Origin of the sequence: Arenibacter catalasegens (genome assembly GCF_002909235.1) — a bacterium.
GTDB lineage: Bacteria > Bacteroidota > Bacteroidia > Flavobacteriales > Flavobacteriaceae > Arenibacter > Arenibacter catalasegens.
Genome location: NZ_PHQQ01000024.1, coordinates 76,801 through 92,401, shown reverse-complemented (window position 1 = coordinate 92,401; position 15,601 = coordinate 76,801). Strand labels below are relative to the sequence as shown.

General features: G+C 38.8%; 17 protein-coding genes. 14 read left to right on the top strand and 3 right to left on the bottom strand.

Going from position 1 to position 15,601, the window contains the following annotated elements:
• Position 1: 1 nt before the first annotated feature.
• From CWD90_RS17410 to CWD90_RS17370, 9 genes are all read left to right on the top strand, one after another.
• Positions 2-379, top strand: coding sequence for a hypothetical protein (locus CWD90_RS17410; RefSeq protein WP_103477338.1), 378 nt, complete (start codon positions 2-4; stop codon positions 377-379).
• A gap of 350 nt (positions 380-729) precedes the next feature.
• Positions 730-1,224, top strand: coding sequence for a lipocalin family protein (locus CWD90_RS17405; RefSeq protein ID WP_103477359.1), 495 nt, complete (start codon positions 730-732; stop codon positions 1,222-1,224).
• 129 nt (positions 1,225-1,353) lie between these two features.
• Complete coding sequence (locus CWD90_RS17400) at positions 1,354-2,049, top strand: OmpA family protein (RefSeq protein WP_103477337.1); 696 nt, start codon at positions 1,354-1,356, stop codon at positions 2,047-2,049.
• A 72-nt stretch (positions 2,050-2,121) separates the two neighbouring features.
• Positions 2,122-3,246 carry an NAD(P)/FAD-dependent oxidoreductase gene (locus CWD90_RS17395; RefSeq protein ID WP_103477336.1) on the top strand — a complete coding sequence of 375 codons (1,125 nt, stop codon included), beginning with the start codon at positions 2,122-2,124 and terminating at the stop codon, positions 3,244-3,246.
• Positions 3,243-3,947 carry a methyltransferase domain-containing protein gene (locus CWD90_RS17390; protein WP_239986553.1) on the top strand — a complete coding sequence of 235 codons (705 nt, stop codon included), beginning with the start codon at positions 3,243-3,245 and terminating at the stop codon, positions 3,945-3,947. The genes CWD90_RS17395 and CWD90_RS17390 overlap by 4 nt, the downstream gene beginning before the upstream one ends.
• Before the next feature lie 13 nt (positions 3,948-3,960).
• Entirely contained in the window at positions 3,961-5,016 is a 1,056-nt protein-coding gene (locus CWD90_RS17385; RefSeq protein ID WP_103477334.1) for a type III polyketide synthase, read from the top strand.
• 81 nt (positions 5,017-5,097) lie between these two features.
• Complete coding sequence (locus CWD90_RS17380) at positions 5,098-5,538, top strand: 3-hydroxyacyl-ACP dehydratase FabZ family protein (protein WP_103477333.1); 441 nt, start codon at positions 5,098-5,100, stop codon at positions 5,536-5,538.
• 6 nt (positions 5,539-5,544) lie between these two features.
• A complete protein-coding gene (locus CWD90_RS17375) occupies positions 5,545-6,822 on the top strand; it encodes a beta-ketoacyl-[acyl-carrier-protein] synthase family protein (RefSeq protein ID WP_103477332.1) in 1,278 nt (425 codons plus the stop codon).
• A 2-nt stretch (positions 6,823-6,824) separates the two neighbouring features.
• Positions 6,825-7,082, top strand: a complete 258-nt coding sequence (locus CWD90_RS17370) for an acyl carrier protein (protein ID WP_103477331.1) — start codon at positions 6,825-6,827, stop codon at positions 7,080-7,082.
• A 123-nt stretch (positions 7,083-7,205) separates the two neighbouring features.
• Here CWD90_RS17370 and CWD90_RS17365 read toward each other — a convergent pair whose 3' ends face one another.
• Positions 7,206-8,159 carry a TerC family protein gene (locus tag CWD90_RS17365; protein WP_103477330.1) on the bottom strand — a complete coding sequence of 318 codons (954 nt, stop codon included), beginning with the start codon at positions 8,157-8,159 and terminating at the stop codon, positions 7,206-7,208.
• 232 nt (positions 8,160-8,391) lie between these two features.
• Here CWD90_RS17365 and CWD90_RS17360 point away from each other — a divergent pair, with 232 nt between their 5' ends.
• Complete coding sequence (locus CWD90_RS17360; protein ID WP_103477329.1) at positions 8,392-8,739, top strand: hypothetical protein; 348 nt, start codon at positions 8,392-8,394, stop codon at positions 8,737-8,739.
• A gap of 101 nt (positions 8,740-8,840) precedes the next feature.
• On the opposite strand, the gene CWD90_RS17355 is transcribed toward CWD90_RS17360, so the two are convergent.
• Together CWD90_RS17355 and CWD90_RS17350 are read right to left on the bottom strand one after the other, a co-directional pair.
• The gene (locus CWD90_RS17355) at positions 8,841-9,143 is read right to left on the bottom strand and encodes an HPF/RaiA family ribosome-associated protein (protein ID WP_103477328.1); all 303 of its coding nucleotides are present in this window, start codon (positions 9,141-9,143) and stop codon (positions 8,841-8,843) included.
• 107 nt (positions 9,144-9,250) lie between these two features.
• Positions 9,251-10,801 carry a M20/M25/M40 family metallo-hydrolase gene (locus CWD90_RS17350; protein ID WP_103477327.1) on the bottom strand — a complete coding sequence of 517 codons (1,551 nt, stop codon included), beginning with the start codon at positions 10,799-10,801 and terminating at the stop codon, positions 9,251-9,253.
• Positions 10,802-10,972: 171 nt separating this feature from the next.
• Between CWD90_RS17350 and CWD90_RS17345 the strand changes: the two genes are divergently transcribed.
• The 4 genes from CWD90_RS17345 (at position 10,973) to CWD90_RS17330 (ending at position 15,532) form a co-directional block, all read left to right on the top strand.
• The gene (locus CWD90_RS17345; RefSeq protein WP_103477358.1) at positions 10,973-12,331 is read left to right on the top strand and encodes a DEAD/DEAH box helicase; all 1,359 of its coding nucleotides are present in this window, start codon (positions 10,973-10,975) and stop codon (positions 12,329-12,331) included.
• Between the two features lie 53 nt (positions 12,332-12,384).
• Positions 12,385-12,597, top strand: coding sequence for a VF530 family protein (locus CWD90_RS17340; protein ID WP_103477326.1), 213 nt, complete (start codon positions 12,385-12,387; stop codon positions 12,595-12,597).
• Between the two features lie 200 nt (positions 12,598-12,797).
• Positions 12,798-13,790: a UDP-3-O-(3-hydroxymyristoyl)glucosamine N-acyltransferase gene (lpxD, locus tag CWD90_RS17335; RefSeq protein ID WP_103477325.1), complete on the top strand. Its 993-nt coding sequence runs from the start codon at positions 12,798-12,800 to the stop codon at positions 13,788-13,790.
• A 182-nt stretch (positions 13,791-13,972) separates the two neighbouring features.
• Positions 13,973-15,532 (top strand): DEAD/DEAH box helicase, encoded by a 1,560-nt coding sequence (locus CWD90_RS17330; protein WP_103477324.1) that lies wholly within the window; start codon positions 13,973-13,975, stop codon positions 15,530-15,532.
• The last annotated feature ends 69 nt before the right edge of the window (positions 15,533-15,601 follow it).

Here is a 15,601-nt window from a genome sequence, read left to right as displayed (position 1 = left end):
TATGGAGGTATTTTATGAGCATGATTCGGATGATAAATTAATTGCCAAAAAAGATGCTCTAGAGCTAAATAATTGGATCGATCATCTTGTTGGTAATGGTGAGGAATTGGTTAGTTTAATAACTATAGCCCAGAAGTTGGTCAATAGTGGAGATATGGTAGACGGGCTAAAAGATTCGGTTATGGAAAACAAATTGCTTTTAGGTGTTTTTTATAGATATAAGAACTCCATGATTAATCTGTATGAATGTGAGGATATGGAGTGTGACATTTATTATTTAAACAAGCACGAAGAGTACCGTAATTTATATGCATCCATTTTGCGGTCGATTCACAAGTTAAAAGAAGAACTGTACACTATGATATTAGTGGCATTATAAAGTTGGTTGTTAACAGTCTGTTTGTTGGTTTTAATATTAGAGTTTGGCTGTTAATGCACAAGGGAAAGCAATGCTTTCCCTTGTTTTTTTTGAGGTAACCTTAATTGGTCGGAGAGAACCAATTGTATTGGTTACCTTTTTTTTTTGGACTATGCTCACTTCGGTAAAGTCAATAAAATATCCTTTGGAGCAATCTATTTGCTCCCAGTTACATTAGTTTTGAACAAATTATATTAGGAAAGAAGACTGTCCTTTAATGCTTTAGTATTTTTATTAATAATATTAGCGGCGAGCACATACTTTTTTTCCACTTTCAACGTATATATGTTCAAATAATAAATATGAAAATTATGCATTTAAAAAAGGTTATATTTTTACTGGTACTTACAGTAGGTTTTGTTACTTCATGTTCCGTCTCCAAAGTGGCAAGGCAGGATAGAAAGGTGGTGACTGGCAACTGGATATTAAATAATGTTTCCTACCAAGGAGGTCAGGGAAAATTTGAATCCGTACTTTTTAATGACGCTAATGCCTCATGTTTCGAGGGAAGTACCTGGTTTTTTAGAAATAACAATAGTACAGGTAGCTATATGTTGGGAAATGCTGCCAATTGTGATGGTGCCGAACGCTTTATTCGTTGGTCTGTAGTTGATAGAGAGGGAATGACAAGTCAATTGCAATTTAAATTTATAGACGAAAAATATAAAGATATATCCGGAGGTCTTGGGTATAGGTTGGACATTGAAGTACTCAACGATCAACAAATGAGATTGACTTCAAAAGTTTCTGTAGAAGGAAAGCCATTGACCGTGGTATATGATTTCTCAAAAAACGATATAAATTAAAGGGTAAGGATTCCTAAACCATATTCAAATATGGGGACAAACTAGTATTGGCATAGTTTCTGTATAAATAGAGGTAGGAAATTCTATAAATAATTAGGACTAATATTAAATAATAAATATTAAAATCAGATGAAAAAAATAATTGTAAGTGGTTTGTCCATAATGATGATATTAGTTGCATTTAGTAGCTGTCAGGCAGTAAAAAACACTAATAAGAAGCAACGAGGTGCTGCAGTAGGTGCTGCTGGTGGAGCAGTAGTTGGAGGTGTATTGGGAAACAATATAGGTAAGGGCGGTAATACTGCCTTAGGTGCTATTATTGGTGCAGTAGTAGGCGGCGTTGCCGGTGGTTATATAGGCGATAGAATGGACCGTCAGGCAGAACGTATTGAAGAAGAGATTCCAGGTGCGGAAGTGACTAGGGTAGGTGAGGGAATAAACGTAACCTTTAATGAAGATGCTGGGGTATATTTCGATACCAATAAATCCGATGTTAAAGGAACCTCTGCAACAACCTTGGATCGCATGGTTGGTATTTTAAAGGAATATCCTGATACTAATATATTAGTTGAAGGTCATACCGATAGTGCTGGTCCAGACGATTATAATTTAAACTTATCAAAGCAACGTGCGCAATCTGTGACAAATTACCTAACTGTAAACGGTATCTCTAGAAATAGATTAACTACCGCTTGGTATGGTGAAGCACAGCCTAAAGCGGATAACGGCACCGCCGCTGGAAAAGCTAAAAACCGTAGAGTAGAACTTGTTATTGTAGCCAATGAGGCCTTACAAAAAGAAGCGCTTATAAAAGCCAAGCAATAAAATAGCTCGAACTTAAAATAAAACCCGACGATATCCGTCGGGTTTTTTGTTTATTTTCTGTACCTTTTCTTAATGGATGATTTTGATGTCGTAATTGTGGGAGGTGGTCTGGCAGGTTTAACGGCGGGCATACATTTGATAATAAAAAACTACAAGGTGGCTATTTTTGAATCCAAACAATACCCCCATCATAAGGTTTGTGGGGAGTATGTTTCCAACGAAATATTGCCATATATGGAGTTTTTAGGGGTTTCGTTACCTCAAACTTCCCAGCTTAATGAAATGTTATTTAGTACGGTAAATGGCAGAACATTAAGAGCCAAATTGCCTTTAGGGGGCTTTGGTCTTAGCAGGTATACTTTTGATCATATTCTATATAAAAAGGCTATGGCCTTGGGGGTATCTATTATTCCCGAAAATGTAACCTCTGTTGACTTCAATGGGAGCCATTTTAGGGTCTCCACAGATTCGGACAAAGAGTATTCTGGAAAATTTGTGATAGGAGCTTATGGGAAAAGAGGGATGCTGGACAAGGATTTACAGCGCGACTTTATTCAGAAAAAGTCACCTTGGCTGGGGATAAAAGCCCATTATAAACTGGACTCATTTCCTGTTAATCTAGTGGCCGTTCATAATTTTAGGGGTGGTTACGGTGGTCTGTCCAAAACCGAGAGCGGATCTGTAAATTTTTGTTACCTAGTTTCTTATGAAAGTTTTAGGAGGGAGAAGGATGTAAACAGTTTCAATCAAAATGTTATAGCTCAGAACCCTTATTTACATAAATTTCTAAATAAAGCCGAATTGCTATTTGATCAACCAATAGCTATAGGTCAGATTTCATTTCATAAGAAAAAACCAGTGGAAAAAAATATCATAATGTGTGGAGATACGGCAGGTTTAATACATCCTTTATGTGGAAATGGTATGGCTATGGCTATTCATAGCGCTAAAATGGCCTCAGAAATAATTCATAATTATTTTAGTAATGATAGTGTAGACCGGCATAAATTGGAAATGGATTATGAAAGGCAGTGGAGGCAAATGTTTTCTAGGAGACTTTGGATGGGAAGGAAGCTTCAGAGTGCATTGTTGAACGACAAAATATCAAATATAGCTATGGGCATACTAGCCAATTCTCCATATATGGTGAATAGACTTATTAAAACAACCCATGGACCAACGATTCAATGTCCATGAATTTCACGAGTCGTAGTAGGGAGATCGAGCTAATGGATGATGCCAATTTGGAGCCCTTGCTTTTACAAAAAATCTATGATGACATAAATATGGTCAATAATGTTTTGCAAGGTTTTGCCCTTTCCTTGGGAGCCATAAAAAGGATCATAAAAGAAAATCCTCAGAATTCCTATACTATTTTGGATATGGGTTGTGGCGACGGGGCCATGTTGAGAAAAGTTGCTGCCTATTTCGAGAGTGGATCTTTTGAGTTGAAATTAATTGGGATCGATTTAAATACTAAATCAATTCAGATCGCTAAGGAAAATTCTAAGGAATTTCCTAATATAAGATACTTGGAAGAAGATATTCTAGAATTGGAAGCCGACGACCTCCAATGCGATATTCTTCTTTGTACCTTGACGATGCATCATTTTGATTCAGAAGTAATACCAACTTTTATGAATCAGTTTGTAAGATTGAGCCGATTGGGAGTTATTATAAATGATTTGCAAAGAAGTAAAGTGTCATATTACCTTTTTCAGTTCTTTAGCTCTATTTTTATGAAAACACAGATTGCGAAACATGATGGCTTGGTTTCCATAAAAAGTGCATTTAAGAGAAAGGAATTAGTAGATTTTTCCAGCAAACTTCCAAATTTAGAACATGATATAAATTGGAAATGGGCGTTTCGGTATCTATGGATAATACGTATTAGGTAAAAAAATAAATCATATGAGTGAAACCAGGATAGTTGCTGTCACTAAAGCATTGCCGGCATACAGTAGAAACACCAAGGATATTTTACCTTTTGTGAATGAATGGATGAAGGGTCAGGATACACGGTTTCAGCGAAAAGTCCTTAAAATTTTTGAAGGGGCAGCAGTAGACAAACGTTACAGTATTATGGCTCCCGAGGAGGTTTTTGGTGTCACTTCTTTTGAGGATAAGAATAATGTGTATATCCGCGAAGTGAAGAAACTGGGAAGGACCGTTTTGAAAGATGCCTTGGCCAAGAGTAATTGGAAGCCAGACAGTCTGGACTATATAATAACAGTAAGTTGTACCGGAATCATGATACCTTCCTTGGATGCATACCTCATAAATGATTTAGATCTAAGGAAAGATATAGTTCGTTTACCTGTTACAGAGATGGGCTGTGCAGCAGGAGTTTCAGGTCTTATTTATGCCAGTAATTTTCTAAAATCCAATCCAGGGAAAAGAGCTGCCATCGTTGCTGTTGAAAGTCCCACCGCCACCTTTCAGCTCAATGATTATTCTATGGCGAATGTGATAAGTGCAGCAATTTTTGGTGATGGTGCGGCATGCGTATTGGTTTCTTCGGAAAAAGAGGCATTGGGCCCTAAGATCGTCGGTGAGGAAATGTATCATTTTACCGATGCCACTAAATTGATGGGTTTCGATCTTACCAATTCGGGCCTAAAAATGATTTTGGACCCCATGGTCCCACAGATGATTTCTGAACATTTTCCAGCTATAATTCATCCCTTTTTGAAGCGTTGTGGTAGTTCTATTGAAAAAGTAGACCATTTAATCTTTCACCCTGGAGGAAAGAAAATTGTAGAGACAGTGGAAGGCCTATTTGGCGAATTGGGTAAGAATTTAGATGATACCCGTGAAACGCTTCGCTTGTACGGCAATATGAGCAGCGCAACCGTACTTTATGTTTTGGAGCGCTTTATGGATAGAGATATTTCGAAAGGGGAGCAAGGGTTAGTGTTGAGTTTTGGCCCTGGGTTTTCTGCCCAACGGATATTGCTCGAATGGTAATTACACCTTGCCCGGTAGATTTTAAGTACTTAGGAAATTGGTAATTAGATTAAAGTATTAGTTTATATAAATGAACATTATATGTTAATTATTAATGAAATAATTAAAAATTTACCATATGAAAAGCCCTTTCTTTTTGTCGATAATCTGCAATCAGTTACCGAGAACTCAATTGAGGGCAGCTATACTTTTAAGAAGGATGAATTTTTTTATGAAGGACACTTTAAAAAGCAAGCCATTACACCAGGAGTGATTCTGACCGAATGTTGTGCACAGATCGGCTTGGTATGTTTAGGCATTTATTTACTGAAAGGGGAAAAAGAAATTACTGGTGATTTTCAAGTGGCCCTAAGTAGTTCCGAGATGCAATTTTTATTGCCGGTTTATCCTTTAGAGACCGTAACGGTAAAATCGAGAAAGGTTTACTATAGATTTAATAAATTGAAATGTGAGGTTAAAATGTACAATCAACATGCTCAACTGGTATGTTCGGGCATATTGTCCGGCATGTTAAAAAAATAGGAATATATGAACAAGCGGGTAGTGATAACTGGACTTGGTGTATGTGCGCCCAATGGCGTAGGACTATCCCATTTTTATGATTCACTTCTTCATGGTGCCAGTGGGATTACATTTCATCAGGAGTTGGCCGACTTAGGCTTCGGGTGTCAAATTGCCGGGAAACCGGAAATATTGGAAATTTTAAAAGAATCCTATTTCACAGCTTTACAACTTAAAGGCCTAAACTCAAGTGGTGTAGTTTATGGGGTTATAGCGGGAACAGATGCTTGGATGGATGCTGGCTTAGACAAGGCAGGGGAGAAAGAACCAGATTGGGATAGTGGCATTATGTTTGGCACTGGAATTTTAGGAATAGACAAGCTCAGGGAGTCTATATATTTAATTGATAACAATAACTCTCGACGTTTGGGGAGTAATTCTGTAATGCAGACTATGGCTAGCGGTATAAGTGCTTATTTAGGTGGCATTTTGGGGTGTGGCAACCAAGTGACTACCAATTCGTCGGCATGTGCGACGGGTACAGAGGGCGTTGTTATGGGGCTGGAACGTATTAGGTCTGGAAAGGCAAAGAGGATGTTGGTGGGAAGTTGTAGCGACAGCGGCCCGTATGTTTGGGGAGGTTTTGACGCCATGCGGATACTTCCTGCGAACTATAATGTTAATCCCGAAGAGGCAAGCAGGCCAATGAGTGCAAGTGCATCGGGCTTTGTACCTGGAAGTGGGGCAGGAGCTATGGTGTTGGAATCATTGAGCAGTGCTCTGGATAGGGGAGCCAAGATATATGCAGAAGTATTGGGAGGTTCCGTGAATAGTGGCGGACAACGTGGTTCAGGGAGTATGTCGGCACCGAATAGTGTGGCGGTCCAACGCTGTATTTTGGATGCCTTGTCCGATGCTGGAGTTGAAAGGAATGCGGTTGATGTCATTAATGGCCATTTAACGGCGACTTCAAAAGACGCTGAAGAAATTAGAAACTGGAGTGAAGCCTTAGGGCGCTCAGGCCTGGATTTCCCGTACATAAATTCTACCAAGGGAATAGTAGGTCATTGTCTTGCCGCAGCTGGAAGTATAGAATGCGTAGCAACTTTGTTGCAATACCGCGGAGGGGTGATCTTTGGTAATCGAAATTGTCCAGACATACACCCTGATATCTTGGAATTGGTAGATGCATCGCGAATTCCACTAAAAACTATTTCTTATCGACCAAAAATAATTGCAAAAGCAAGTTTTGGATTTGGAGATGTAAATGCCTGCGTTATCTTTAAGGAATATAAAACGATGTAATTATGGATGATAATGACCAACGTTTGGCAAGACTGAAGGGGATTGTTAAAACCTATCTTCCTGAAGATGTTTCAATAGATTCAGTAGGGGTGGAAAGTAATTTTGTTACGGAACTGAACATCAATTCGGCTCATTTGGTAGATATTGTCCTAGACTTAGAGGATGCATTTGGTATCCGATTGGAGAATGAGGATATGGACCAAATGCAGACAGTAAAGGATGCCCTAAACATTATAGACCAAAAATTGCTCACTAAGTGAGATTTGAATGCTCCGACGCTTGCCTGCCCGTGTTCCGTTCAGGCGGGCGTCGAAATAATATAAGTGGCTTCCTTTCGTTGCCTAATGGGCTCGCCCCAAGGTAATTTACGGGATAAATAATAATTATAGTTTATCCGCAGTCTTTTCATCTTGGATAAGGATAGAGGCAACTATACCTCCTATTAATGATACCGATATTACAGTTAGGGAAATCCACTCAGGGATTTCAATATGATGCGAGAATAGCATTTTTAATCCAACAAAGGCCAGAATAACTACTAAGCTATAATTTATATACCTGAACTTTTCCAGCATTCTGGAAATTAAAAAATACATAGACCTTAATCCAAGTATGGCCAAAATATTGGAACTAAAAACTATAAATGGGTCTGCTGTAATGGCTAAAATTGCAGGAATGCTATCCAATGCAAAAAGGATATCGGTTAATTCTATGATTACAAGCGCTACAAAAAGAGGCGTGGCAGCCGTAACCCCCATACGCTTCACAAAAAAATCATGACCATTTATGGTGGCTGTAATGGGGTAAATCTTTTTTAACCTCTTGAAAACGAAAGAGTTTTTTGGGTCAAATTTAGTATCGTCCGACCGAAGCATTTTAAAGGCGGTATACAATAGGAAAACTCCAAAAACATAAATTATCCATTCAAATTTCGTAATCAGGGCAACGCCGAACACGATCATTAAGGCCCTAAATACTATGGCGCCTAAAATGCCCCAGAATAATACCCTATGTTGGTATATGGGCGGAATCTTAAAGGCGCTAAATATTACTGCAATAACAAAGACATTATCTACACTAAGTGAAAGTTCTATAAGGTACCCGGTTATGTATTTTAAAACGGCATTATTGGCTGTTAATCCCGTGGGGTTATCTATAAGGCCAGTGGAGAATAACCAGTAGATTACGCCACTAAAACTGAAAGCAACTGTGACCCAAATAGCGGTCCATATACTGGCTTCCTTGGTTTTAATAACATGTTCATGTTTGTGGAAAACACCTAAATCCAGTGCTAAAAAAATAATGATCAATGCAATAAACGATCCCCAAATTAACATAGTCAGAATGATTTTAAGGCACAAATGTAAGTATCATTTTTTAATTACTAACAGTTGCTAAACCAATCTTTTTTACCCAGAGATAAGCGATTATAGAGAGCTGAAAATCAAATATTTGTGTAAAAAATCGTCAGGATGGTCAAAAACACGATATACGGTATAAATTATCTGCATTTGGGCTAAAGAATGGGGTGAAATTGTTATAAATTACAGGAGACACTATTTGTAAATCATGAAAAAAGGAATTTATAGCGCTGTATTAGTGCTCCTAATGGGATTTTTCCTAATGGAGGGGCATGCCCAATCCGCAGAAAAAGATAGCGACGGGCAGAAGTTAAAAGTGGAAAAATGGACCATATTGGAGGAGTATGAACCAGACATGATATTATCGGCCCAAGACAGGATCAATTTAAAGAAGAAACGCATAGTTGAAGTTAGAAGAAGAAAGGGTATTTTGGATACCTTGGATATTTCCGACCGTAAACGAAAGAAACTGTTGAAAGACTTATATAAAAGCCCGTTTTCAGATCGCTTGATGAAAACGCTAGCAGATGCTAAATTTGAAGATGAGGTGGATTAACCAATTTTGAATTCTTTATTGACGAAGAGCTAAAAATAAAATGCCCTAGAAAAGAAAAAAATCCTTTCTAGGGCATTTTATTTTATGTACTAGCAAGTGTTTTAATAGGTTTTCATCTTGCCTTTTCTTTTTTCCAATTGTCTTTCAAGTTCTTCAACAGAGGCGGCAATTCCCATTTCAAATTTACCATTGTTAGACTCTGCAAATAGTCTAGGTCCGGGAGCACTGAGTCTAATATTACAAATTAATCCAGTATTTGGCGTAGAGGTGTTCTCTTTTTTGAAGAAAACGTCGGCACGCAGTATAAAATCATATTTGTCTTCTAGTTTTTCTAACTTTTTTGTAGCCAATTCCTCTAAACGGGCACTTGCTTTTACATCATCATATTCAAAATTGATAGTCATATTTTAGGGTTTTTAAGTTAACAAATCCAGGTTGAATTAGGTTTCATTTCCGGAAATTAAGTTAGGCTTTATTTTTAACAAACCAAAGGGAAATCTATGGTAAATTCTTACAATCCCCCCTTTCTGTTCGGGGAACGTTGGGTGGGCCAAGTACCTTGTTCCCCAGTTTTTTTGCTAAGGGGCAATACCCTTCTTTCCCTAGAGGCCATATCCGGGTCTTCACTAGCCATATAAGTCAAAATGGCGGTAAGTATTACATTGTTTTTAACATCGTCGAATACAATTTTATCATAAGTATCCCTATTGGTGTGCCAGGTATAATTCCAATATGACCAATTTAGGGAGCTAAGTCCAAACGCAGGTGCTCCAGCTGCGGTAAAGGATGCATTATCAGATCCGCCACCGGCAGGCATTCCTGGAAATGAGGTTTCTATGTGCTGTGTTACTTCATCCGGGACGGCAGAAAGCCATTTTGAGATGTAATCATAGGAGTTGAGAAATCCACCTCCAGAAATTTGTACAACTCTACCAGTACCGTTATCCTGGTTAAAAACAGCTTGTATATTGCCGACTATTTCCGGGTGATCTTCTACATAGGCTCTAGAGCCATTCAATCCTTGCTCTTCGCTTCCCCAGTGCCCTACCAAGATCGTCCTTTTGGGATTTGGATATAATTTTTTAAGTACGCGCATGGTCTCCATCATAACTAATGTTCCGGTCCCGTTGTCCGTGGCTCCCTTACCACCATCCCAAGAATCAAAATGTGCGGATAGAATTACATATTCATTTGGCTTTTCGGAACCTTTTATCTCTGCAATGGTATTAAAAGTAGGTACGGTACCCAGTTCTTTGGATTCGGCTACAATTTTAATTTTAGGTCGATCCCCGTATTCAACCAATCTATATAACAGGGTGTAGTCTTCCAATTCCAGATCAATGGTGGGAATCCTCTCAGTATTAGCACCAAAGATTTTATTGGCGCCAAAGCCTTTGGACCAATAAGAGGTTACTATTCCAGAGGCTCCTGCTTTTTCCAATGCCAATGGCAGGGATTGTCGGTTGAACCCTATACGTTGCATATTTTGTGACCACTCATCTTCTTGTAAATCCCTCTCTTTCTTCATTTTTGCAAAGGACTCGGGCGTTGCAAATTCTTCCCAGTTGTAATCAGGTCTACCAGTGGGTTCCTTCATAGAGATCATAACCAACTTTCCGTTTACACTTGGCAACCACTTGTTGAACTCATTGGAATCTGCGACAGTGGGCAATACAACCAATTCTGCCGTAACACCTTTTTTGCCAGTGCCGGGGCTCCATGCCAGTTGGGTGCCCTTTAAGGTCTGGACCCTAGGGGATAGCATGTCTATATGTGTAATACCGCGTTCCCAGCCACGCCATTCCCCCCATTGTTCGTTATGGGCAGAGATATCCCAATTAGCGTATTTTGTTAGTGCCCAGTCATGTGCCTTTTGCATCTGCGGGGTGCCAACCAATCTGGGGCCAATGACATCCAGTAATTCGTGAGCCAAGGTTTCCAACTGCGAATTTTTGTTGACTTCCTCTGCAATATCGCTTACGAGCTGCCCATTAAACTGGGCAAATAAAACCTGCGAAAAACAAACGAAACTTAGGATTAATAGCAAGCTTACTTTTTTCATTTTTAAGAATTTAGGTTATTCCAAGGGTTCAAATTAATAATTATCCCAAAGTTAAACCCCCCAATTAGGTTTTAATTAAGAATCTATTTTATTCCCTGATTGTAGTCAACAAAGGAGGCAACGGCAATTATGAAGATTATAAACTTTATCTTTGTCCCAAAAATAAAGGGAATGAGCACTTTTGCCGATTTGAATATAACAAAACAACTACATTATGCCATTGAGGATTTGGGATTTACAACCCCAACTCCTATTCAGCAGGAAGCCTTTTCGGTAATCATGTCAGGCAAGGATATTGTGGGAATTGCGCAAACGGGTACAGGTAAAACTTTCGCCTATATGCTGCCTCTCTTACAGGAGTTGAAATTTTCCAATCAGGTGAACCCTAGGATATTGGTATTGGTGCCCACCAGGGAGTTGGTCTTGCAGGTTGTAGCCAATATAGAAGCTTATTCGAAATATATGAGCGTAAGGGTCTGCGGTATTTATGGTGGGGCAAATATAAATACGCAGCGGCAAGCAGTTGCCCAAGGTTGTGATATTTTAGTGGCCACCCCCGGCAGATTATACGACCTTACCTTGGATAGGACACTGAAACTTAGGGATATTAAGAAATTGGTAATCGATGAAGTAGATGTAATGCTGGATCTTGGTTTCCGTTTTCAGATTACCAATATTTTTGAATTAATGCCCCAAAGAAGGCAGAATGTTATGTTTTCAGCAACGATGACAGAGGAAGTAGCCCAATTGATAGAGGACTTTTTTATTGTTCCGGAAAAAATTTCAATAGCCGTTAGTGGAACGCCATTGGAAAATATTGAACAAGTTGCTTATGCCGTTGAAAATTTTTACACCAAAGTAAATCTATTGGCCTATTTACTTAAGGATAAAACCATCTTTAGAAAAGTTTTGGTCTTTGTTTCCAATAAAAGAAGCGCCGATAGGTTGTTTGAGGCGTTGAAAGAAGGTTATGGAGATGAGGCGGCAATAATTCACTCCAATAAAACACAGAATTATAGAATTAGATCGATCAAACAGTTTGATGAAGGTAAAAACAGGATATTGATTTCTACTGATGTAATGTCGAGGGGCTTGGACCTGGACGAAATATCCCATGTAATCAATTTTGATACTCCCACTTTCCCTGAGAATTATATGCATCGTATAGGTAGGACCGGAAGGGCTGAGAAAAAAGGGAATTCCATTTTAATGTATACGGAGAAAGAGGAGGAGTATAAAGATGCAATTGAAAAATTGATGGATTTTGATATTCCTTTGTTAACTTTCCCTACGGCAGTACAAATCTCCGAGGAACTGGCCCCAGAGGAACGGCCTAAAAATTTGGAACCCAACAATCCTGGTAGTGCCGCTGAAAAGGACGCTCGTGGCGCTGCCTTTCATGAGAAAGCGGAAAAGAATAAAAAGATCAACCAAGGGGGGTCCTATAAAAGGGAAATTGCAAAAAAATATAAAAAACCATTAACAAGAGGAGATAAAGCGTTTTCAAAAAAAAATAAAAAACGAAAATAGTTATTAATTGAAAACAAGACATATATAACACTTTAATTAATGTTTTACATTAAATGAATAACAATAATAATCCTTTGCACGGCATTACATTAGCTGTCATATTGGAGTCACTTGTAGCCCAATATGGCTGGGAGGAAATGGGTGATAGAATTAATATCCGCTGTTTTAATCATGACCCCTCCATTAAATCCAGTTTAAAATTTTTAAGACGGACTCCTTGGGCACGGGAAAAGGTGGAGCAGTTATACTTGAGGTCCATAAAGTAATAGTTAGTAAATAGGCTAGCTTGGTTGTGAAGGGGTTTCATAAAAAATGGAGGATGTTCTTTTGAGTTTCTTTTCAATTCTTATTTTTAGGATTTCTTAGTTTATATTTAACGATGTAGTTTGATATTTAACGCTATATTTAAAAAAATCACTGAGAATTAAATCAACTTTTGATAATTAATCAATAAATTAAATTTTAGATGAAGTCATTCACTGTTGCAGAAATCAACGAACTCTTAAATGGGGAACTTATAGGGGGGTATGAGAAGGTTATAATTGGGGCAGAGCAAATGGATAGGGCCCAAGACCAGCAAATTACCTTTATAGCAAGTAATAAATATGCCAGGCAATGGGATTCCTGCAATGCTAGTGCCGCGATTGTGAGCGATTCTGTAAAAATAGTGCCGGGGGAGGGCAAGGCTTTCATTAAGGTAGCCAATGCAGATTTGGCCATGGCCAAATTACTGGAGGCATTTCAGCCCGAGCCACCTGTAATGCTAGAGGAGGTGCATCCTATGGCCACAGTCCACGATACCGCTGTTTTGGGTAAGGGCTGTAAAATTGGAGCAGGTTGCTATGTAGGTAAAGATGTAGTTTTGGGAGATGGTGTTATCCTTTACCCCAATGTTGCTGTATTTGATGAGACGGTCATAGGTAATCATACCATAGTTTGGTCAGGTACCGTAATCAGGGAACGGAGTATTATTGGCAATCATTGTATTTTTCATATTAATGTTAGTATTGGTGCCGACGGATTTGGTTATAGGCCCAGTGAAGATGGCAGGGGCTTGGTAAAAATACCGCAAATTGGAAATGTAGTTATTGGAAACCATGTTGAAATTGGGGCCAATTCCTGTGTTGACCGAGGAAAATTTAGCTCTACCATAATAGGAGATGGCTGTAAAATTGACAATTTGGTCCAAATAGCCCATAATTGTATAATGGGAAGATCCTGTATTATGGCCGGGCACAGTGGTTTGGCCGGTTCGGTAACCCTAGGGGATGGAGTAATAATAGGGGGCAGTGCCTCAATTAAGGATCATACAACGATTAATTCTGGTGCCGTTGTTGGCGCTGGTTCCGGTGTGATGAGCGACGTACTACCCGGTAAAACTGTATTGGGTTATCCTGCCACAGATTCCAGGGAAATGCTCAAACAGTGGGTGGCGCTTAGAAAATTGGTCAAGAACTAGAGAATTACCATGTTAATAAGTGAGCGTAATTATTAATGGCAATTATTAAAAATACATCTCTCACGACTTGTAGGAATTGACACCTTAGGATGATATTTGAAAAAAATAATCCTTAATTTTCCAGATTTATTCGTTAAACATCCGTGAAAGGACTTAGTTTTGCAGTCCTATAAAATGAGATTATGTCGGAGACTTTGATTGCAAATGCTATTGTAGAGAGAAAAACTGATAAGGAGCTGTACAGCTATCAAAAAGGAGCTATAGATCAAATTTTCGATAAATTTGAAACCGCACCGGACGATTTTCATCTTTTGTACCAATTGCCTACAGGTGGAGGTAAAACCGTTATTTTTTCTGAAATAGTAAGGCAGTATTTAAAGCACCATAACAAGAAGGTGCTAATCATGACACACCGTATAGAGCTTTGCAAGCAAACTTCGACCATGTTGACCAGCTTTGGGGTAACAAATAAGGTGGTAGACAGCAAAGCCAATTTGGATGACCAAGAAGAATTTAGCTGTTTCGTAGCAATGGTGGAAACCTTGAACAATAGGCTGCAGGACGATAAATTGGATATTTCCGATGTAGGATTGGTAATCATTGATGAGGCACACTACAACTCTTTCACTAAGCTATTTAAGTTTTTCGAGAATTCCTTTGTTTTGGGGGTTACGGCAACACCTTTAAGTTCCAATAAGGATTTGCCGATGAAGGACAATTATGATGAATTAATTGTTGGTGAAACTATTGTGTCTCTTATTGAGAATGAATTTTTGGCCAGGGCCGAATTTTACTCCTATAACATGGGCTTAACCTCTTTGGAAGTGGGTTCCAATGGGGATTATACCGTAAAATCCTCTGAGGATCTCTACAACAATAGCCTGATGCTGACGAAGTTATTGGAGGCCTATGAAAAACATTCCAAGGGAAAGAAAACCTTAATTTTCAACAATGGTATTAACACCTCCCTCCATGTATACGAAACGTTCAGGGCGGCAGGTTACCCTATTGCCCATCTGGATAATACCGCTACCAAGAAACAACGTAAGGCCATTCTAAAGTGGTTTAACGTGACGCCTAATGCCATTTTAACATCAGTAAGTATATTGACCACGGGTTTTGATGAACCTACCATAGATACCATTATATTGAACCGGGCTACTAAATCCTTAACGCTTTATTATCAGATGATAGGTCGTGGTTCACGGATATTGAACAATAAATCCACATTTTCCGTAATCGACTTAGGGAACAATTTCCATCGCTTTGGGCCATGGGGAGCTGATCTGGATTGGCAGACCATTTTTAAATCTCCTAATTTTTACGCTGACAGGCTTTTAAATGATGAGGATCTGGAAAGCAATTTTAAATGGGAAATGCCGGAGGAGTTACGTGAAGAATTTGCTAAATCCGAGGAGGTATATTTCGATATAAAGGAGACTTATGTAGATTCCATTAAAAGTGGAGAGTCTTCAAAAGTGGTTTTGGAGAGGTCCATTGCTCAACACGCAAAAATCTGTGTAGAAAACAGTGAAGATGTATATGACGCCCTTGCGCTTTCTAAAATGTTGGGACCGGATATAGACGATAGGATCCAGCGCTACGCTAAATGCATTAGCAAAAGTACTTTTAATTTTCTCAAGTGGCTTACGGACGACTATCACAAAAAATTAAGTACGCATCTGCGTCAGAATTTTGATACTATTTTCGAAGAAATCCACGGTAGGCCCCCAGAGGAATAATTCCGTCAGATGTTACTTTTCTTGATGAAACCTTAGGTTGAAAAAGGATATTGGGGTGCTTTTTTTAAA